Genomic DNA, 19,317 nt, shown 5'->3' with positions numbered 1-19,317 from the left:
TCATAATGATTTGAATTGTCAAGCTTTTTTATAATTTGTTTCTTCAAGTTAACTGCGTTATTTATGTGTAATCTACACACTAATCACTGCCAGCTCGTCTTGTGTGGGCGTATTATAGACGCTTTAAATCTTGAGTCAACCGCTTTTTAAAAGGTTTTTTGATTTATTTTATCAACTTAAAAACACCTGATATTTTTCAATAGGTTAGGTAAAATCTATTTATTAGAAGCTGAAGTTATATTCTGAAAACAGTCTTTGACGTCTAGTTCTTACTTATGAATAAGCTCAGTCTACCCTTTAAAAACAGCCAATCAATTTATAATGATATAAAAAACATAATATTCATCTATAGCTATGAATGACATCTATATTCACCACCCTTGATATTAATACTTAGCGAACCTATATATAGAAGCTGACTTAACCCCCTGATATCTAGTGTTGATAAGCAGTTTTTGCTATAATAGTCGCTTTTATGACATTACTTAATAGTATTTCTGCTTCATGTTATTAAAAGGTCGTTTGTTCTACCTTTTAGCGCTTTGATTATAGCTTATTAAATGGCTCTTAATTTCATGCTATATAAGACAAGAAAAAACAGTGCTATTAAGTCGTGCTTATCTCTTACAACATATCATAGTAGTTAGATATAATTGATGTGGTCTTACGGTTATATGATTGATGGTTGCAATCATCACTGCCAACGGACCCAAAAAGGTGAATAGATTATGGTAGCGATTACTTTACCCGATGGTAGCGTAAAAAACTTTGAAGGCAATACAACGGTCATGGAAGTGGCGCAAAGCATTGGCGCAGGGTTGGCTAAAGCAACGGTTGCTGGCCGTGTAAACGGGCATCTAGTGGATGCGCATGATCCTATTATTGCTGATTCCAAAGTCGAAATCGTGACGCCAAAAGATGCTGATGGCGTTGATATCATTCGCCATTCATGTGCTCACCTATTGGGTCATGCTGTTAAACAGCTATATCCTGATGTAAAAATGGTGATCGGTCCTGTTATCGAAGATGGCTTTTATTATGACATCTATAGTGAAACGCCATTTACGCCTGAGCATATGGAAGCGATTGAAAAACGCATGATGGCGCTGATCAAGCAAGATTATGACGTTATCAAAAAAATAACGCCACGCGATGAAGTGATTAAGATTTTTGAAGAGCGTGGCGAAGATTATAAGCTTAAGCTGATTAATGATATGCCAGGCGAAGAAGCCTTTGGTCTATATCATCATCAAGAATATGTCGATATGTGCCGTGGTCCACACGTGCCAAACACACGATTCCTAAAAGTCTTCAAGCTGACTAAAATGTCTGGTGCATATTGGCGCGGTGATGCTAAGAACGAACAGCTGCAACGTATCTATGGTACAGCGTGGGCAGATAAGAAAGATTTAAAAGCCTATATTCAGCGCATTGAAGAAGCCGAAAAACGTGACCATCGTAAGATTGGTAAAGCATTAAATCTATTCCATATGCAAGAGCAAGCACCGGGCATGGTGTTTTGGCACGCCAATGGTTGGACGATTTATCAAGTACTTGAGCAATATATGCGCAAAGTACAACATGATAATGGCTATGAAGAAATTAAAACGCCACAAATCGTTGATCGCAGTTTGTGGGAGCGCTCAGGACATTGGGGCAACTATGCGACCAACATGTTCACAACTGCCAGTGAAAATCGTGATTATGCGGTAAAACCAATGAACTGCCCATGCCACGTGCAAGTCTTTAACCAAGGCTTGAAATCTTACCGTGACTTGCCATTACGTATGGCAGAGTTTGGCTCATGCCATCGTAACGAACCATCTGGCTCATTGCATGGTTTGATGCGCGTTCGTGGTTTTACCCAAGATGATGCGCATATCTTCTGTACGCAGTCGCAGATCCAGCAAGAAGTCGCTGACTTTATTAAGCTGACCCTTGCTGTGTATGAAGATTTTGGTTTTGATAATATCATCATGAAACTCTCGACTCGTCCTGAAAAACGGGTTGGTAGCGATGAATCTTGGGATTTTGCCGAAAAAGCCTTAGCCGATGCGCTTGATAGCTCAGGTCTTGACTGGGAATATTTACCAGGTGAAGGTGCATTCTACGGTCCGAAGATTGAATTTAGTTTGAAAGATTCTTTAGGTCGTGTATGGCAGTGCGGTACTATTCAGGTTGATCCAAACATGCCTGAGCGCCTTGATGCCGAATTCGTCAATGAGCAAAACGAGCGCGAAATACCTATCATGTTGCACCGTGCCATCTTAGGTTCATTTGAACGCTTCATCGGTATATTGATTGAAAACTATGCCGGTTGGATGCCAGTATGGTTGGCACCGCAACAAGTTGTGGTGATGAATATCACGGATAAACAAGCAGATGCTTGTGAAAATGTGGTCAGCGAACTCAAAAAGTCAGGTTTGCGAGCTATTAGTGACTTGCGTAACGAAAAGATTGGATTTAAGATACGAGAGAAAACATTAGAACGCATTCCCTATATGCTAGTATTAGGGGATAAAGAAGTCGAATCGGGCAGTGTCAATGTCCGTACTCGTGAAGGTGAAAACCTTGGCGTGATGAGTGTTCCAGAATTTATTACATTAGTACAGACCGCTGTCGCTGAAAAAGGCCGACAGACCCCAAAAACAGATGAGGAGTAATACCTATTAAACAGTCGAACCGTTTGAACATCAACGAAGATATCAATGTCAAAGAAGTCCGTCTCGTCAAAGAAGACGGCGAACAAATGGGCGTGGTCGATATCGAAACCGCGATGAAAGCGGCACGTGAGGACAATCTAGATTTGGTCGAATTGGTTCCAGATGCCAAGCCGCCTGTCTGCAAAATCATGGATTACAAGCATTTCCTCTATGATCAAAAGCAAAAGGCGAAAGAAGCTAAAAAGAATCAAAAGCAAACTCAGCTGAAAGAGATGAAGCTGCGTCCTAGTACTGAAGAAGCTGATTATCAGGTTAAACTGAAAAAAATCGTCAGCTTTTTGGAAGACCAAGACAAAGTTAAAATCAGTATTCGCTTTCGTGGCCGTGAAATGGCGCACCAAGATATTGGTCGTAAGCAGCTAGATCGTATTATCGAAGATACTGCTGAGATTGCTAACGTTGAGCAATACCCTAAGATGGAAGGTCGTCAAATGGGTATGCTACTTGGGCCAACTAAGAAAAAGTAATCTGTTTATTAGATGGCTGTTAGTCGATATAGATATTTATAATCTTAACCATCAATATGCTGCGGGATATTGATGGTTTTTTATTATTTGAATAGATACATATCTCTGTTAAATGTGTTGAGTCAGATATAATTGGCTGACTCTATTTTACAAAATCCACCTTCTCAACCATTTGATTACGCGGTAATCTAAAGGTCTGTTTTATATTTGCTAATCAGCATTTATCAAAAATTTCTAGTAAGTGTATAAAAATAACGTATATCACGACCATCAGAGTCGTTGACAAAAAACACTACTTTTATCCGATATCGAAGGAAATTTCATGCAAGAATTGACCCCACCAGAAAATGCAACGACGCCAAGTATTTCTCTGACCGCGCCTGAACCTGTGAGAGAAATACAAAAAAGTGAAGCAGATCAAATGGTCAAGTTGGATGACAGCCAAATCCCAGAGCTTGATGCCAAAGTCGATGCCTTTGTTGACCACGTTATCACTAACTCTGTGCATAGCGATGAGTTTCGACAGAACGTGCAATCGATTCACAACCTCGGAACCAAAGAGATTCGTGAATCAGCGCAAGTGTCTAATCGTATGCTCGATTTACCCGCCAAAAGTCTCAATGACAGCTTGTTTGACAACTCTCCTATCGCCAAGTCATTGACTGAGCTACGCGGTATTGTAGAAGATTTAGACCCGAGTAAGAAAGAGCTGACCAGTTCACGTAAATTATTCGGTCTCATCCCATTTGGCAATAAAGTACAAGATTACTTCCGTCAGTACGAATCTGCACAGTCACATATCAATGCCGTTGTTACCAGTTTATATAATGGTAAGGATGAGCTGCTCAAAGACAATGCTATGATCGAGCAAGAAAAAGTCAATATGTGGGAGCTGATGCAATCGATACGCCAATATGTTTATGTTGGCAAAAAGATTGATGAGCAGTTAGAGCAAAAAGTCTACGCCATAGAGGCGACTGACCCCGAAAAAGCACGCATTATTAAAGAAGAGATGTTGTTTTACGTTCGTCAAAAAAACACCGACTTTTTAACCCAGTTAGCCGTGAACGTGCAAGGCTATTTAGCGCTCGATACCATTCGCCGCAATAACTTAGAATTGATAAAAGGCGTTGATCGAGCCACCACAACCACCGTATCTGCACTACGTACAGCGGTCGTGGTTGCCCAAGCAATGACCAATCAAAAACTGGTACTTGATCAAATTACTGCTTTAAATAAAACCACCAGTAGCTTGATTGAATCAACCTCAGCGATGCTCAAACGCCAGTCAGGTGAAATCCATGAGCAAGCAACCAGTAGCAGCATTGAGCTTGATAAATTACAAAACGCTTTCAATAACGTCTATGATACGATGGATATGATTAGCAATTATAAAATTGAAGCGCTAGAGAACATGAAACAAACGGTCAATACTTTGACCACTGAAGTCGATAAGGCACAAAAATACCTGGATAAGTCTAATCAAACGACAGTACTAGAAGTATCGAAAGAGATAGATAGTAAAAAGATAACCAATAAATCAAGTACAGTCGATATCGACATTTGATTTGTTTTAATAGTTGTTGCCTATTAAACAACTTCCTGCTACCAAATACACTTAAGACAATTGACGCAAGATATTGCAACGTCGTTCGTGTTAAGATAGCCATTATTAATAATTTTAAAAATAGATACGGTAATTTATGAGTTGGAACGATCCAAACGCCTCAAGTGAGGCAAAAAGATATGACAATCCTATCCCTAGTCGTGAACTGATACTCAGTACGATTAATGAGCATGGTGAAGTCACGCATCAACAATTGGCAAAAGCCTTTAATATTGATGACCCAGACCAGTTTGACGCTTTAGGCAATCGCCTAAAAGCGATGGCACGTGATGGACAAGTAAACCGCGACGGTCGTCCTTATCGCTATCGCACGGTGACCCAGCAAGATATCGTCAGGGGTACTGTGTCTGCACATCCTAAAGGCTTTGGTTTTGTGTTGTTAAGCGATATGCCAGATTTGTTTTTGCATGAAAAGCAAATGCGCTGGGTATTTAACGGCGACACTGTAGATGCAGTCGGCACGTCGACAGACAATCGCGGTCGCACCGAGGGGCGTATCGTCGATGTCGTGGAACGTCGCCAAAATAACTTCATTGGTACATTGGCCCGTGATGAAGATGGCTACTGTGTCGAACTTGGTAGTCCGAATAATCACCAACCGATTACCGTTACTGAAGAAAATGTACAAGCGCTGAATGCCAAGCAAGGTTCGCCTGTTAAGGTTGATATTATTGATTGGCCAAATCAGCATGAATTTGCGACGGGTAAAATCACTGAATTACTGTCTGACGACAATGATCGCGAACTGATTATTGAAACCACCTTACTCAATTATGATATCCCATCAGATTTTAGCGAAGCAGCACTGAAGCAAGCCAACGATTATCAAGAACCGACTGAAAAAGATCTAAAAGGTCGTAAAGATTTGCGTGATTTGCCACTGGTGACTATCGATGGTGAAGATGCACGTGATTTTGATGATGCCGTATTCGCCGAAAAACGCTCAGGTGGCAACTATCGTGTCTTAGTGGCGATTGCGGATGTCAGTTATTACGTCACACCAAACTCGCCACTTGATAAAGATGCCTACGAGCGCGGTACGTCTGTATATTTCCCGCATCGTGTGATTCCAATGTTGCCTGAAGTACTCTCTAATGGTCTGTGTTCATTGAATCCTGACCGTGATCGTCTTTGTATGGTCGCTGATATCAAAATATCACGAGCAGGCAAAGTGACTGGTTATGAGTTCTATCCTGCTGTCATGCACTCACAAGCACGTTTAACTTATAATCAAGTGAACGCTTATCTTGAGAATCCAGAAGATAAGAGCGTACCTACCTCATTAACAGGTAATAAAGACGTCAAAAAATCTGTCGATACCTTACATCAATTGTATGAGCTACTGCTGAAAAAGCGTGAAGAGCGCCATGCAATGGAATTTGAGACAGTTGAGACCTACATTAAGTTTAATGAGAAAGGTGGTATCGAAGCAATCTTACCGCGTACTCGCGGTGATGCTCAAAAACTCATTGAAGAATGTATGCTGCTGGCCAATACTTGTGCAGCGAATTTTGCATTAAAGCATGAGCTTCCTGTCTTATATCGTAACCATGACAAACCTGATGGTGAAAAATCAATGCGTATTCACGAATACGCAAAGAACTTTGGTTTAAGCTTCCCAGAAGAAAATCCAACGCAAGCCGATTATCAACGGATTATTGAAGCCACTAAAGACAGACCCGATGCGATTAGTATCCACAGCATGCTGTTGCGCTCAATGATGCAAGCAAACTATGCACCTGACAATATCGGTCACTTTGGGCTAGCTTATGACGAATATAGCCACTTTACCTCGCCGATTCGTCGTTACCCTGATTTGATGCTGCATCGTGCCATCAAAGCAAAAGTGACCAATACTCAGCAGCCAGTGATGGACTTTTCTCTTGAAGCGGCTGGCACGCAAACCTCAGATACCGAGCGCCGTGCCGAAAAAGCCTCACGCTATGTAGAGTCTTGGCTCAAATGTCACTATATGAAAGATCATGTTGGTGAAGAGTTCGAAGGCGTGGTCACCACAGTCACAAGCTTCGGTTTGTTTGTCACGTTGACTGACTTATATATCGATGGTTTGGTTCATATCTCCAATGTCGGTGATGACTTCTTTGTCTACGATGAACAGCAACAACAGCTAATCGGTAAAGATAAAGGGACATTGTTCGGACTAGGTGATTTGGTTAAGGTCAAGGTCGCTGGCGTCAATATGGATCTGCTACAAATTGACTTTGATTTAAAAGCCAAATTACAATCTAGTGAAATGAATCAAACGAAGAACGCGCCTTCTAAGAAAGGCACTGATAAGAAAAGTACTGATAAGAAAAGTACTGATAGAAGAAGCCCCGCTAAAAAGACTGGCAGCCGTAGTAAAGGCACAAGTAAGAAAAGCTAGTTTTAGCAAACACTTCAAATAATAAAAAAGGCCAACGTCATCGTTGGCCTTTTTTATACTTCATTTTTCTAATAGTCAGTTTTTAACACTATTGTACACCGCTCTGATCCAAGCGTTGCTGATCCGCTTGCTGTGCTTGCTCTATCTGTGTTGTTGCACTATCAAGAATCGCTTTTGGCTGCTCACCAAGCGGCTTGCTAGTAATATCGACTGAACTGTTTTTCTCATCATTGTTACTATCTGATTCGGTAACACCAGTAGAAGCCTGCTCAGTGCTACTACTGGTGGTTATACTCTCTCTATCTTTCTCACGTTGACTGCCATTAATAAGGTTAAAACCTAATAACGCAACCATGCCAACCAGGGCGAATATAATCAAGTGTTTCATTTGCATAAAAAATGTCTCGTATTTGAATAATCATTAGATATACGTTTCGTTGCATTTTTTATGCCTAGTTTTTGGCAGGTTTTTACAAATTATTCTTGCGGGCTATTATTATCCAGTAAATCAGTTTCGTCAGAGCTTTCTGCAATTTCCTGTTCAACCTTTTCCATGAGTTTGTCGTCGGGACGAGCGTTGAGCACCTCATCAGCATTGCGACCTTGTAAAATCAATTTGGCACGGGCCTTTGCTTGTTTTTTGTCCTTATCATCAACGTTATTATCCTTATTTAGGTTTTCATTAGTCACTTTGGGTGTGGTCGGCGTAATCGTCATGTCTGACTTAGCACTATCAGTGTTAGCCTGCATATGCTCAAACGCTTTTTCTAAGTTACTATTAAAACGCAAACGATAAATCGGTTCAGGCAAGCTGAAGCCTTCATTTTCTAACGCATGCTTGGTCTCACGAATGGCAATACTGCGTGCTTTCGAAAAGTCCGTGTCTGATTGATCTACCCAAATTTGAAACTCCAAAATGATATTGGAATCGCCAACATTGGTAATGACAGCCACTGCTTTTGGCTCATCTAAAACGAATGCTAACGTATATATCGCATCCAGTCCGACCTTAATAGCTGCTAACGGATCATCATTGGAATCAATACCTAGCTCAAAAGTAAATCGACGTTCTGAATTTTTGGTGTAATTTAAAATCGTTGCTTTAAACACTTCAGCATTAGGAATGCGCAACTGATTGCCATCTAAGGTCATTAGAATAGTCGCACGTGAGGTTAGCCGTACTACGATTCCCTCTTGATTATTAATCAAAATATGATCACGTGCGCGAAATGGTTGGCGAATACTGAGCATAAGCGAGGCAATGTAATTCTCAATAGTATCTTTGACCGCAAAACCAACGGCGATACCGATAACGCCTGCACCGCCAAGCAAAGTGCCTAAAATGGTTTCGGCTCCTATCAAACTCAGTGCAAGGATCAAACCGAAAATAATAAAAATGACTTTAACGGTTTGTGACAGTAATTCGGCGACAAACGGATTGGGCGTGAGCCGTTGCCACATTTTATTGCGATTAGACAGCCAACTACCAAACCATGTCACTAATGCAAATAGGACTATACCAACCAATAGTAATGGCAAGGCTTTGACCAGATTTTTGGCTTGTGCTTTAAGACCTTGATAAACGGTGGTGACATTTTCTTGTACATCAAGGGTACGGTCAATCCGATCTTCGACGGTGACCACATCTGTCAGACGGTTGGTCAAATTGATGGCTTGTTGCGCTTTTTTCTCGTTTGGCGTCTCTCCTGTTAAGGTGACAACACCTTGTGTAACGCTAACATTGACATCCTGCAAGCCTTCTATTTCAGAAAAAATGCCTTGAATACGTTGACGAATGTCATTGTCTTTTTGCGGAGTAGGAGTGGTTTCGATTTGCGCATTATTGGTGCTCTCACCACTGATTACCGGTGGTGGCGGTGGTTCAGATATGACAACTGGAGATTCTGAAACTTCCGCTTCTGATGCAGTATCAAGTAAAGGGTTATCAGCTGCCGTGTTTTCTGCTTTATCTGTCCCTAATTCGGTGGTTATGCCAGCCACTTCTTCACCAGCAGCATATACTGGAAAGGTAAAAAAGATGCTTAGTAACAACAGCATTTGACCCCACGCTTTTATAAAATTGCGCATCGTTGAACGATCAAAGTCAGTGTTCATAAGCATCCTTTGCTTTTTTGCGGATTTTTATTGCTAATTTCTCTTTACTAAATTTTGAATAAGTATTAACTGTCTAAATAAACTTGTGCCTCGCCCAAGTTTAACGTGCCTTCATAAATCGCGCGACCAGTAATGATGCCTTCAATACAATCACCATAAGGTTTCAGCAGTTCGATATCTTTCATATTGGTCACGCCGCCTGAGGCAATCACAGGCAAGCCGCCTTCACGTGCTAAATTGACAGTTTGTTCAACGTTGACGCCTTGCATCATGCCATCGCGGTTGATATCAGTGTAGACAATTGACGATACGCCAACATCAGCAAAGCGCTTCGCAAGCTCGGTCGCCTTGGTATCCGTCACATTTGCCCAGCCATGAGTGGCAACCATACCGTCTTTAGCATCAATACCCACGATGATATGCCCTGCAAATTCGCGACAAGCCTCAGCGACAAAAGCAGGATCTTCGACCGCTTTTGTACCAATGATGATATAAGTCAAACCCGCCGTAATATATTGCTCAATGGTGTTCATATTGCGCACACCGCCGCCCAGCTGAATAGGCAGATTCGGGTAAGCTTTAGTAATATCATTAACCACTTGTCTATGAACGGGTACGCCGTCAAATGCCCCATTCAAATCAACCAAATGCAGTCGACGTGCACCTTCCTCTACCCAGCGTGCCGCCATGGCCACTGGATCATTAGAAAAAACCGTATCATCCTCCATACGGCCTTGTTTTAAGCGGACACATTTACCATCTTTTAAATCAATAGCTGGGATAATGACAGGCACAGCACACATATAGCATTCCTTATAAAGCACAACAATAAATATATTTAGAAAATTAGATTTCAAAAATAAGGGCAGGTTGAACGTTAAATACCCCCTAAACACGCATAAAAAATATCAGTCAAAAGTGACTTAATATATAGACGAATTAAAAGGTATCTATGATAGACCCAAAATCCGTTTCGATAGATAGAAATGACAATAAAAAACTTGCAATCATAACCATAAGTTTTAATATATTGAATCACTGGCAACATTAGATAAATTCAATTACTGACTGGCAATTTTAGGTCAATTTAGCGTATAATCCTAGGTAAATTTTTATTTGTTTCTATGTGATAGTAACCATGCGCTGTGCTTTTTATTGAGTCATTTATGACTTAGTGTTGCATAGCGGTCAGGATGAGTCGAGCAGCAGTTAAGCGCATCTTTTTGATGCTGGCTGACATATTGCTAAGAACGGTTATATTAGAAATCTCAACTGGTGGCCTTTAAACAGTCTACTCTGCAGCACCAAATTCTAATTACGCCTCTTTCTTTTTTACAGTCTCTATCGTCTCTCTATCACTAGTTAACTATTTTAGAACAGTCATTACTAGCGCTATAGCTGCTTATTGGTATAAGTGAAATCTACTTAACAATGGCTTCGCTAGTTTGTCTGTCAACCAGTTTATCATCTATTTCGATAGATCATCATTTGGCTATATTCTTATTTAACTGAGTATCTATTGAGAAGATACCAAACCGATAAGGGTAGTCAATTGTACTGGTGTTACAAGCTTTAATTTTCAATGAAACGTATGATAGAGCTGTCTACTGCCTACACAATTATTTTGGCTAAAGGCTTGAACGATTGTGTTTGATTTGATGGTTTTAACATACACCTTGGTAGCCAGTCGCCACTTTGGTCATTCGAATAAGACATTAACGTGTTGTTAAGGAGTCTAAGGTCAGCGTTAATACTCTTACTAGTAGTTATGATCATGCGTTATTTTCAGAGACCCTCTATTACTATCCTACTAACTATAGGGAGAGAGACAGGGCTTTACTGAATGACGCAGATATTCATGCTACCGATATACCAAACAGGACGTCTGGTATCGTTTTAGACTATGGACTAAGTTTTCGCTTATGATTACCATCAAAAAAGGTTTGGATTTGCCCATCACCGGTGAACCCTCCCGCGAGATATCTGAGCACCAACCGACACATGTCGCCGTTATTGGCTATGATTATGTGGGCATGAAGCCCACAATGAATGTCAAAGAAGGTGATATCGTAGCAAAGGGTCAGCCCGTTTTTGAAGACAAAAAACGAGTTGGCGTTATCTATACTGCCCCTGCTGCTGGTAAAGTCGTCGCGATTAAACGCGGTGAACGTCGTGTGTTTGAGAGCCTTGTGATTGCGGTCGACCCAAACGGTGAAGAAGTAGACTTCGAGCGCTATGACTCCCAGCAACTTGCTGACCTAGATTCTGAAGTCGTTGAAACCCAACTGCTTGCCTCTGGTGAATGGACAGCGTTTCGCACACGTCCGTATAGCCGTGCGCCAGAAATCGGTGCCCGCCCTCATGCTATTTTTGTCACCGCTATGGATACCAGTCCGTTAGCATTTGACCCAATGCTGCTGATTAACGATCAGTTGCAAGCATTCAATGACGGACTTGCTGTCTTATCGACCCTCAGCCCCAAGACCTTTGTTTGCCATCATGGTGATGCCCAGTTGACGCCAGTCGCCAAAACGGCGGCTAATAATGTCACTGAGTATCATAGCTTTGCTGGTAAGCATCCTGCTGGTCTGGCTGGCACGCACATTCACTTTTTGCATCCCATCATGCGCGGCGTGACCGTATGGACGATTGGTTATCAAGACGTGATTGCGATTGGTAAGCTATTCACCAGCGGTCGCTTATATACACGTCGTATGATCAGTTTGGCTGGTCCTGCGGTCACTAAGCCACATTTGGTAGCTACCGAGCGCGGGGCTGATATCACTGCTTTGACCAAAGGACAGCTGGCGGCTGGCGAGAACCGTATTATTTCAGGTTCGGTGTTATCAGGTCGCAAAGTGTTTGGTAATACCGCTTATCTTGGTCGCTTTCATAATCAAGTCAGTGTGTTACCTGAAGGTCGTGAGCGCCCAGCGTTTCATTTCTTTAGTCCAGGTAAAAACCGCTTCTCAAAACTGCCTATCTATATTTCGCAGTTCTTTGGTGGCAAAAAATACAATTTCACCACCACAAGTAATGGCTCACCGCGAGCAATGGTGCCGATCGGTGTCTATGAAGAGGTCATGCCACAAGATTATCTGCCAACGCAACTATTGCGTGCATTGATTGTCGAAGACATCATCAGCGCAGTTGATTTGGGTGTACTTGAATTGGACGAAGAAGATTTAGCATTATGCACCTTCGTATCTCCTGGCAAATATGAATTCGGTGATATTTTGCGTGATAACTTGACGCGCATTGAGCTGGAGGGCTAACCACGATGAAATTTTTACACAATATGTTCGATCGTATGGAGCCGTCTTTCACCAAGGGTGGCAAACACGAAAAATACTATGCCATCTTTGAGATGTTTGATACTTTTTTGCGTCAACCAAGCTCAACCACATATGCAGCATCACATGTACGTGACGGTATTGACCTAAAGCGTATTATGATTACCGTATGGTTATGTACTTTCCCTGCCATGTTTTGGGGGATGTACAACATTGGTCATCAAGCACTAACGGCTATCGCTCAGCTTGGCTTGCAGCCTGAAGGCTGGCGTACCGTTATTACCAGTATGGCAGGCTATAATCCAGACAGTATCTGGGCAAGTTTCGTATACGGCGCCATGCAGTTTCTGCCGATTTATATCGTCACCTTTGGGGTCGGTATTCTCTGTGAGATTATCTTTGCCGTCGTGCGCGGTCATGAGGTCAACGAAGGTTTCTTTGTGACCTCAGTACTGTTTGCACTATGTTTACCACCAGATATCCCATTATGGCAAGTTGCCCTCGGTATTATCTTTGGTGTCGTCGTGGCAAAAGAAGTATTCGGTGGTACGGGTAAAAACTTCCTGAACCCTGCCTTATCAGGCCGTGCATTCCTATACTTTGCGTATCCAGCCTATATGTCTGGTGACTCAGTGTGGACCGCCGTTGACGGTTTCTCTGGTGCAACACCACTTGGCCTTGCGGCGCTTGGTGTGGTTCCACAAGACTTCGTCGACGTCTATGGTAATGCGATCACTTGGAGTGATGCGTTTTTAGGTAATATGCAAGGCAGTATCGGTGAAGTATCAACACTGGCTATCCTAATGGGTGCAGTCGTTCTACTTTGGACGCGTATTGCTTCATGGCGTATTATGGCAGGTTGTGTGGTGGGTCTAATTGCTACTTCTCTTGTCTTTAATATGGTTGGTTCTGAAGACAATATGATGATGAACCTGCCGTTCTACTGGCACTTGGTGATCGGTGGCTTTGCTTTCGGTGCTGTATTTATGGCGACCGACCCTGTCTCAGCTGCGCATACTAATAAAGGCCGCTGGGCTTATGGTATCTTGATTGGTTTTATGACGGTATTAATTCGTGTCGTTAACCCAGCTTTCCCAGAAGGCATCATGCTGGCCATTCTATTTGCCAACTTATTTGCTCCACTGTTTGATTACTTTGTGACCCAAGCAAACATCAAACGCCAAACCGCTCGGAGGGTTCGTTATGTCCAAGCCCAAAAGTAATAACGCGAAAACCATTAGTGTGGCTCTGATGCTGTGCTTGGTATGTTCAGTATTGGTCTCGGCAGCTGCTGTTGGTCTAAAGCCAGCACAAGTCGAAAATGCTCGCTTAGATCGTAACAAAAACATTTTGGTCGCCGCTGGCATGTACGATGCAGAGTCTGATACAGCGAGTGATGTTGCTGAACGTTTTAAAGACTTCGATGTCGAAATTGTTGACTTAAATAAAGGCAGCTACGTTGATGATGCAGCGCTAAAAGCAGCTGGCATTCCTGATCGTAATGCTTATGATGCAAGCCTAGCGACTAAGAATAAAGCACTGAGTGAAGATTTAGGCAACAATGATCCTGCTGGTATTGGTCGTAAGCCCAAATATGCCAAAGTCTATGTTAAAAAAGATGACGCAGGTAAACCTGAAATAGTTGTTTTGCCGATTCAAGGTTATGGACTGTGGGGCACTATCTATGGTTTCTTAACACTCGAGAGCGATATGAATACTATTAAAGGTATCAGCTTTTATGAACATAAAGAAACCCCAGGTCTTGGTGCTCGTATCGAAGAGCCAGATTGGCGTGCGAAGTGGAGCGGTATCCACTCATATGATGAAAACGGTAATGTTGCCACTGGTGTGACCAAAGCGGGTACACCAAAAGAGAACTGGGTCGATGGTATCAGTGGTGCAACCTTGACCGGTCGCGGTGTCAGTAATATGATTCAGTTTTGGTTGGGTGAGCAAGGCTATAAGCCTTATTTAGATACGCTACGTAAAGAGAGTGGTCAAACGATTGATAATGCGGCAGATACACAAGCAAGTCAATCAAAGCCGGCAGCTCAACCTAAAACCGAATTGGCAGCCACGCTACCAGTAGCAAACGGCAAGGAGGCATAACATGGCTGACACTAAAAATATTTTAACCAAGCCTATCTTTGACAATAACCCCATTGCCCTACAGATCTTAGGTATCTGTTCGGCATTGGCGGTGACCACCACCATGTCAAATGCGCTCGTCATGTGTGTGGCATTATCATTGGTGACGGCATTTTCGAGCTTTTTTATCTCTATTATCCGTAAGCAGATTCCATCAAGCATTCGTATCATCGTACAGATGACTATTATTGCTTCATTGGTTATCTTGGTAGATCAGGTACTAAAAGCCGTCGCTTATGATGTCAGTAAAGGTCTATCTGTCTTTGTCGGTTTGATCATTACCAACTGTATCGTCATGGGCCGTGCTGAAGCATTTGCGATGAGTAACCCACCCATTCCAAGCTTTTTAGATGGTATTGGTAACGGTCTTGGCTACTCAGCAGTATTATTGTTCGTCGCAACTATCCGTGAGCTACTTGGCAGTGGTAATTGGTTTGGCATTACTATTCTACAGCCAGTCACTGATGGCGGTTGGTATGTACCAAACGGTCTATTACTGTTGCCGCCGTCAGCATTCTTTATTATTGGTTTGTTCATTACCATTATCCGTATTTGGAAACCAGAGCAGGTTGAAGAAGCTGAATTTGTAATGAAGCCGCAGTCTAAAGGCATGGCACATGGAGGCGGTCACTAATGGGACATTATGTTAGTTTATTTATAACCTCAGTCTTTATTGAGAATATGGCGCTGGCCTATTTCTTAGGTATGTGTACTTTCTTGGCAGTATCAAAGAAGGTTTCAACCGCTATTGGTCTTGGGGTAGCAGTGGTCGTCGTGATGGCGATTACCGTACCGCTAAACAACTTACTCTTTCAGTTCATTCTAAAAGATGGTGCGCTGGCATGGGCAGGTTTCCCTAATATCGACTTAAGCTTTTTGGGCTTGCTCAGTTATATCGGTTTGATTGCTGCGACCGTACAGATTCTAGAGATGTTCTTGGATAAGTTCGTTCCTAGTCTGTATAACGCCCTTGGGGTGTTTCTGCCACTTATCACTGTAAACTGCGCCATCTTAGGGGGTGTACTATTTATGGTTGAGCGTGACTATAATTTCGGCGAATCTGTCGTGTATGGTGTGGGCGCAGGCTTCGGTTGGGCATTGGCGATTACTGCATTGGCCGGTATCCGTGAAAAGTTAAAATACTCAGACATTCCAGCACCGCTGCGAGGTCTTGGTATTACTTTTATCACAGTTGGTCTGATGTCACTTGGCTTTATGTCTTTCGGCGGTATGTCAATTTAGACCGCTAAGCTTAAAAGCCTATTTAGCGATTTGACCTATTTAATTCATTTATTCTGTAGGGGTTCAGGAAACACGCAATGACGTCTTTTCGCACCCCTACTCCATAGATTAAGGATACCTACCATGGATTACGCTACGGCGATTGGTGGCGTTGCTATGTTTACCTTGATCATCATGGGCCTCGTTGCCATTATTTTGGCGGCGCGCTCAAGACTGGTCAGTTCAGGCGATGTTACCATCCATATCAATGATAATCCCGATAATGACGTAGTAACACCAGCAGGCGGTAAACTACTACAAACCCTTGCAAGCGAAGGTATTTTCTTATCTTCAGCCTGCGGTGGCGGTGGTACTTGTGCGCAGTGTCGTTGCCGCGTCATTGAAGGGGGCGGCTCTATCTTGCCCACTGAAGAAGGCTATTTTACTCAAGGCGAAATTCGCAATCACATGCGCTTAGCTTGTCAGGTAGCGGTTAAGCAAGACATGAAAATCGAGATTGACCCTGAGTTTTTTGATGTACAAAAATGGGAATGTGAAGTTCTCTCTAATGATAACGTTGCTACCTTTATTAAAGAGCTAGTGCTTAAAATTCCAGATGGCGAAGAAGTGAACTTCCGTGCCGGTGGTTATGTACAGCTAGAAGCGCCACCGCATGAAGTGCATTATAAAGACTTTATCATTGACGAAGAATACCGCGAAGATTGGGAAAAATTTGGTATCTTCAAATATGTGTCAAAAGTTGATGAGCCTGTGATTCGTGCTTACTCGATGGCTAACTACCCTGAAGAAAAAGGCCTTATTAAGTTTAATATTCGTATCGCCAGTCCACCGCCACGCGGTCCTGACGGTATTCCGCCAGGCAAAATGTCTTCTTGGGTATTTAGCCTAGTACCTGGCGACAAAGTGACGGTTTCAGGTCCTTATGGTGAATTCTTTGCCAAAGAAACTGAAGCTGAAATGATTTTCGTTGGTGGTGGTGCAGGTATGGCACCGATGCGCTCGCACATCTTCGATCAGCTTAAACGCTTACACACTAAGCGTAAAATCAGCTTTTGGTATGGTGCACGCTCTATTCGTGAAATGTTCTATGTGGAAGATTACGATCAACTGCAAGCAGAGTTTGATAACTTTGAATGGCACGTGGCTCTATCTGATCCACTTCCAGAAGACAATTGGGAAGGTCCAACCGGCTTTATCCATAACGTGCTACTTGAAAATTATCTGAAAAACCATCCAAACCCAGAAGACTGTGAATACTACATGTGTGGGCCACCGATGATGAATGCAGCGGTCATCGACATGCTACACAGCTTGGGTGTGGAAGATGAAAACATCATGCTTGATGACTTCGGTGGTTAAGTGAGTAACTAAGCAAATGGTTACGTAAAGAAGTATTTTAAGATGATAAATAAAAAAGAGTCTCAATTGAGGCTCTTTTTTTTGGCTTTAAATAAAAGGATTAACCGCAGCTAGCTTTGCTAAACAAGTCATAAAAGCCCTTATTAAGGGTGAAGAATATATCATCGTAGCAGGCAATAAAGAAAAGCTGGCGTCCACGGTCAATCGCCTATTTCCGCCAAAACTCTATAAGCTCATCCGCGAATCAAAAGTAAAATAAATCTAGGAAGCGAAGCAGATATGTATTAAGTCGATGATTGGCGTTATGGGTGACAAGGGGTGTAAAATAGGCAACGCTAATAGAACATGCCACTCACCCTTTTGCCATAAAAACTATTGTGATTAATATGAAAAAACCAATAATGCAAAAATTAGCCCCACTCTCATTGTCTAACAAATCGATGAAAACCACTTTATTGCCAGTTATTGCTATAAGTGCTGTATTCACTCTTAGTGCTTGCCAGCAAACGCCAGATTATGATTATCTCAGCGGTGAGACAATGGGAACTAGCTACCATATCAGTTATCAGCTACCTGAGGATGCGGATGAAGCAGCCATCCAAGCGTCGATTGATAAGCGCTTGCAGCAAATCAATGACAGCATGTCTACCTATCAAGCAGACTCTACTATCTCTAAGTTCAACCAGTTAGGTAAAGACATCCCCATCACTATCGATGCAGATTTTGCCCACGTGCTAGATGTGTCACGAATCGTCTATCAGCAATCTGGTGGAGCATTTGACCCTACCGTCATGCCATTGGTAGAGACTTGGGGCTTTGGTAGCACCATGACCGTTGAACGCTTGCAAAGTCCACCAACAGCACTTGAGATTGCTCAAGCAAAAGCCTTGGTAGATTTTGAGAGCATCGTACAAAAAGAGCAGAGCATTTATAAAACCAAAGACGGTGTCGAGCTTGATTTCTCAGCAGTTGCTAAAGGTTATGGCGTCGATGTGATCGCCGATGTGCTTAGAGATGACTATCAAATTCGCAACTACATGGTAGAGATAGGTGGTGAAATTGCAACCTCTGGGGTCAATAACCAACAGCAGCCGTGGCAAATTGCGATTGATGCGCCTATTGAAGACAGTACGGTCAGCGAGCGTCAGACAATATCAGCGATTCGTCAACCAATCCATACCGATAATCAGATGTATTTGGCCACTTCTGGCAACTATCGCAATTCCGTCATATTCGACGGTCAGCGCTACAGTCATACGATTGATCCAACAACTGGCAAACCTATCGCGGGTGGCGCACCATCGGTAACCGTTGCAGCAGACTCAGTCGCACTGGCTGATGCGTGGGCGACTGCTCTTACGGCGATGCCTTATCATAAAGCACTAAGTGTCGCTAAAGCCCAAAACCTAGCCGCCATGTTCGTTGTGTTAGCTGATGATGCAAAAGTAGACGGTTCTGATGGTCGTGTTTCTGATGAAGCTTCTGACGACAGTATTGATGATTGGCAAGTGGTACAAACACCAGCGATGCAAGCATTACGCGCTGACAAACAACTTTAGACGTTAGTCGCAATACTGTAAACGACTCGATAACTATCAACGAGCCATACAAAAATTTGCTATACTATTAAGGTGTTATCCTAATAGATAGCCACACTATTTTTAAAAATCGAGGTTTCCTCTATGCTTAGTCAATTGCTTCCCATGCTTGCCATTACCTTTACCGTATTTGTCCTGTTCTTTGTCTTTATGGGTATCGGTTATATGGTCAAAAAAAAGCCGCTTAAAGGCTCTTGTGGTGGCGTTGCCAAATTGATGGGCGATGAGCAGTGCTCATTTTGTGGCGATGATCCCAATAAGTGCGATTCCCTTATCGCTGAACAACAAGAACACGCGCTAAGAGCCGCTCAGCTAGGCAAACCTGTATAAGCTAAATTCGTATAAATACCGCGTTTGTT

General features: G+C 42.6%; 15 protein-coding genes and 1 pseudogene. 13 read left to right on the top strand and 3 right to left on the bottom strand.

Annotation, left to right across the window (positions count from 1 at the left end; all coding sequences use genetic code 11):
* The first annotated feature begins 728 nt into the window (after positions 1-728).
* The 4 genes from thrS (at position 729) to rnr (ending at position 7,203) form a co-directional block, all read left to right on the top strand.
* Positions 729-2,663: a threonine--tRNA ligase gene (gene thrS / locus JFC10_RS14080; protein ID WP_198333383.1), complete on the top strand. Its 1,935-nt coding sequence runs from the start codon at positions 729-731 to the stop codon at positions 2,661-2,663.
* 23 nt (positions 2,664-2,686) lie between these two features.
* Positions 2,687-3,190: a translation initiation factor IF-3 gene (infC, locus tag JFC10_RS14075; RefSeq protein WP_193011643.1), complete on the top strand. Its 504-nt coding sequence runs from the start codon at positions 2,687-2,689 to the stop codon at positions 3,188-3,190.
* 322 nt (positions 3,191-3,512) lie between these two features.
* On the top strand, positions 3,513-4,757 hold the full coding sequence (locus JFC10_RS14070; RefSeq protein ID WP_193011642.1) for a toxic anion resistance protein: 1,245 nt from the start codon (positions 3,513-3,515) through the stop codon (positions 4,755-4,757).
* A gap of 136 nt (positions 4,758-4,893) precedes the next feature.
* Positions 4,894-7,203 (top strand): ribonuclease R, encoded by a 2,310-nt coding sequence (gene rnr, locus JFC10_RS14065; RefSeq protein ID WP_198333382.1) that lies wholly within the window; start codon positions 4,894-4,896, stop codon positions 7,201-7,203.
* A gap of 88 nt (positions 7,204-7,291) precedes the next feature.
* On the opposite strand, the gene JFC10_RS14060 is transcribed toward rnr, so the two are convergent.
* From JFC10_RS14060 to hisA, 3 genes are all read right to left on the bottom strand, one after another.
* Entirely contained in the window at positions 7,292-7,597 is a 306-nt protein-coding gene (locus JFC10_RS14060) for a hypothetical protein (RefSeq protein ID WP_193011640.1), read from the bottom strand.
* A gap of 83 nt (positions 7,598-7,680) precedes the next feature.
* Positions 7,681-9,318 (bottom strand): mechanosensitive ion channel domain-containing protein, encoded by a 1,638-nt coding sequence (locus tag JFC10_RS14055; protein ID WP_198333381.1) that lies wholly within the window; start codon positions 9,316-9,318, stop codon positions 7,681-7,683.
* A 65-nt stretch (positions 9,319-9,383) separates the two neighbouring features.
* On the bottom strand, positions 9,384-10,121 hold the full coding sequence (gene hisA / locus JFC10_RS14050) for a 1-(5-phosphoribosyl)-5-[(5-phosphoribosylamino)methylideneamino]imidazole-4-carboxamide isomerase (RefSeq protein WP_193011638.1): 738 nt from the start codon (positions 10,119-10,121) through the stop codon (positions 9,384-9,386).
* Positions 10,122-11,240: 1,119 nt separating this feature from the next.
* Here hisA and JFC10_RS14045 point away from each other — a divergent pair.
* From JFC10_RS14045 to nqrM, 9 genes and pseudogenes are all read left to right on the top strand, one after another.
* Positions 11,241-12,593: a Na(+)-translocating NADH-quinone reductase subunit A gene (locus JFC10_RS14045; RefSeq protein WP_193011637.1), complete on the top strand. Its 1,353-nt coding sequence runs from the start codon at positions 11,241-11,243 to the stop codon at positions 12,591-12,593.
* Between the two features lie 5 nt (positions 12,594-12,598).
* Positions 12,599-13,834 (top strand): NADH:ubiquinone reductase (Na(+)-transporting) subunit B, encoded by a 1,236-nt coding sequence (locus JFC10_RS14040; protein ID WP_193011636.1) that lies wholly within the window; start codon positions 12,599-12,601, stop codon positions 13,832-13,834.
* Entirely contained in the window at positions 13,815-14,720 is a 906-nt protein-coding gene (locus JFC10_RS14035; protein ID WP_198333380.1) for a Na(+)-translocating NADH-quinone reductase subunit C, read from the top strand. Before JFC10_RS14040 ends, JFC10_RS14035 begins: the two co-directional genes overlap by 20 nt.
* A 1-nt stretch (position 14,721) precedes the next feature.
* Positions 14,722-15,393, top strand: coding sequence for an NADH:ubiquinone reductase (Na(+)-transporting) subunit D (locus JFC10_RS14030; protein WP_198333379.1), 672 nt, complete (start codon positions 14,722-14,724; stop codon positions 15,391-15,393).
* Positions 15,393-16,001 carry an NADH:ubiquinone reductase (Na(+)-transporting) subunit E gene (nqrE, locus tag JFC10_RS14025; protein WP_193011633.1) on the top strand — a complete coding sequence of 203 codons (609 nt, stop codon included), beginning with the start codon at positions 15,393-15,395 and terminating at the stop codon, positions 15,999-16,001. Before JFC10_RS14030 ends, nqrE begins: the two co-directional genes overlap by 1 nt.
* A gap of 123 nt (positions 16,002-16,124) precedes the next feature.
* On the top strand, positions 16,125-17,360 hold the full coding sequence (gene nqrF / locus JFC10_RS14020; RefSeq protein WP_193011632.1) for an NADH:ubiquinone reductase (Na(+)-transporting) subunit F: 1,236 nt from the start codon (positions 16,125-16,127) through the stop codon (positions 17,358-17,360).
* 97 nt (positions 17,361-17,457) lie between these two features.
* Positions 17,458-17,619 (top strand): annotated as a pseudogene (locus tag JFC10_RS14940) (oxidoreductase); the annotation flags it as partial.
* A 127-nt stretch (positions 17,620-17,746) separates the two neighbouring features.
* Positions 17,747-18,919: an FAD:protein FMN transferase gene (locus tag JFC10_RS14015; protein ID WP_193011631.1), complete on the top strand. Its 1,173-nt coding sequence runs from the start codon at positions 17,747-17,749 to the stop codon at positions 18,917-18,919.
* Positions 18,920-19,042: 123 nt separating this feature from the next.
* Complete coding sequence (gene nqrM / locus JFC10_RS14010; RefSeq protein ID WP_193011630.1) at positions 19,043-19,288, top strand: (Na+)-NQR maturation NqrM; 246 nt, start codon at positions 19,043-19,045, stop codon at positions 19,286-19,288.
* The last annotated feature ends 29 nt before the right edge of the window (positions 19,289-19,317 follow it).

The sequence above is a fragment of the Psychrobacter aquimaris genome (assembly GCF_016107525.1).
Lineage (GTDB): Bacteria > Pseudomonadota > Gammaproteobacteria > Pseudomonadales > Moraxellaceae > Psychrobacter > Psychrobacter aquimaris.
The sequence above is the reverse complement of the archived record's forward strand: the minus strand, read 5'-3'. Positions and strand labels throughout refer to the sequence as shown.

Coding starts and splice junctions, on each gene's coding strand:
- JFC10_RS14035 (WP_198333380.1), top strand. CDS start 13,815: ATGTCCAAGCCCAAAAGTAATAACGCGAAAACCATTAGTGTGGCTCTG.
- JFC10_RS14040 (WP_193011636.1), top strand. CDS start 12,599: ATGAAATTTTTACACAATATGTTCGATCGTATGGAGCCGTCTTTCACC.
- JFC10_RS14060 (WP_193011640.1), bottom strand. CDS start 7,597: ATGCAAATGAAACACTTGATTATATTCGCCCTGGTTGGCATGGTTGCG.
- thrS (WP_198333383.1), top strand. CDS start 729: ATGGTAGCGATTACTTTACCCGATGGTAGCGTAAAAAACTTTGAAGGC.
- hisA (WP_193011638.1), bottom strand. CDS start 10,121: ATGTGTGCTGTGCCTGTCATTATCCCAGCTATTGATTTAAAAGATGGT.
- JFC10_RS14045 (WP_193011637.1), top strand. CDS start 11,241: ATGATTACCATCAAAAAAGGTTTGGATTTGCCCATCACCGGTGAACCC.
- JFC10_RS14015 (WP_193011631.1), top strand. CDS start 17,747: ATGAAAAAACCAATAATGCAAAAATTAGCCCCACTCTCATTGTCTAAC.
- nqrE (WP_193011633.1), top strand. CDS start 15,393: ATGGGACATTATGTTAGTTTATTTATAACCTCAGTCTTTATTGAGAAT.
- nqrM (WP_193011630.1), top strand. CDS start 19,043: ATGCTTAGTCAATTGCTTCCCATGCTTGCCATTACCTTTACCGTATTT.
- JFC10_RS14030 (WP_198333379.1), top strand. CDS start 14,722: ATGGCTGACACTAAAAATATTTTAACCAAGCCTATCTTTGACAATAAC.
- JFC10_RS14070 (WP_193011642.1), top strand. CDS start 3,513: ATGCAAGAATTGACCCCACCAGAAAATGCAACGACGCCAAGTATTTCT.
- JFC10_RS14055 (WP_198333381.1), bottom strand. CDS start 9,318: ATGAACACTGACTTTGATCGTTCAACGATGCGCAATTTTATAAAAGCG.
- rnr (WP_198333382.1), top strand. CDS start 4,894: ATGAGTTGGAACGATCCAAACGCCTCAAGTGAGGCAAAAAGATATGAC.
- nqrF (WP_193011632.1), top strand. CDS start 16,125: ATGGATTACGCTACGGCGATTGGTGGCGTTGCTATGTTTACCTTGATC.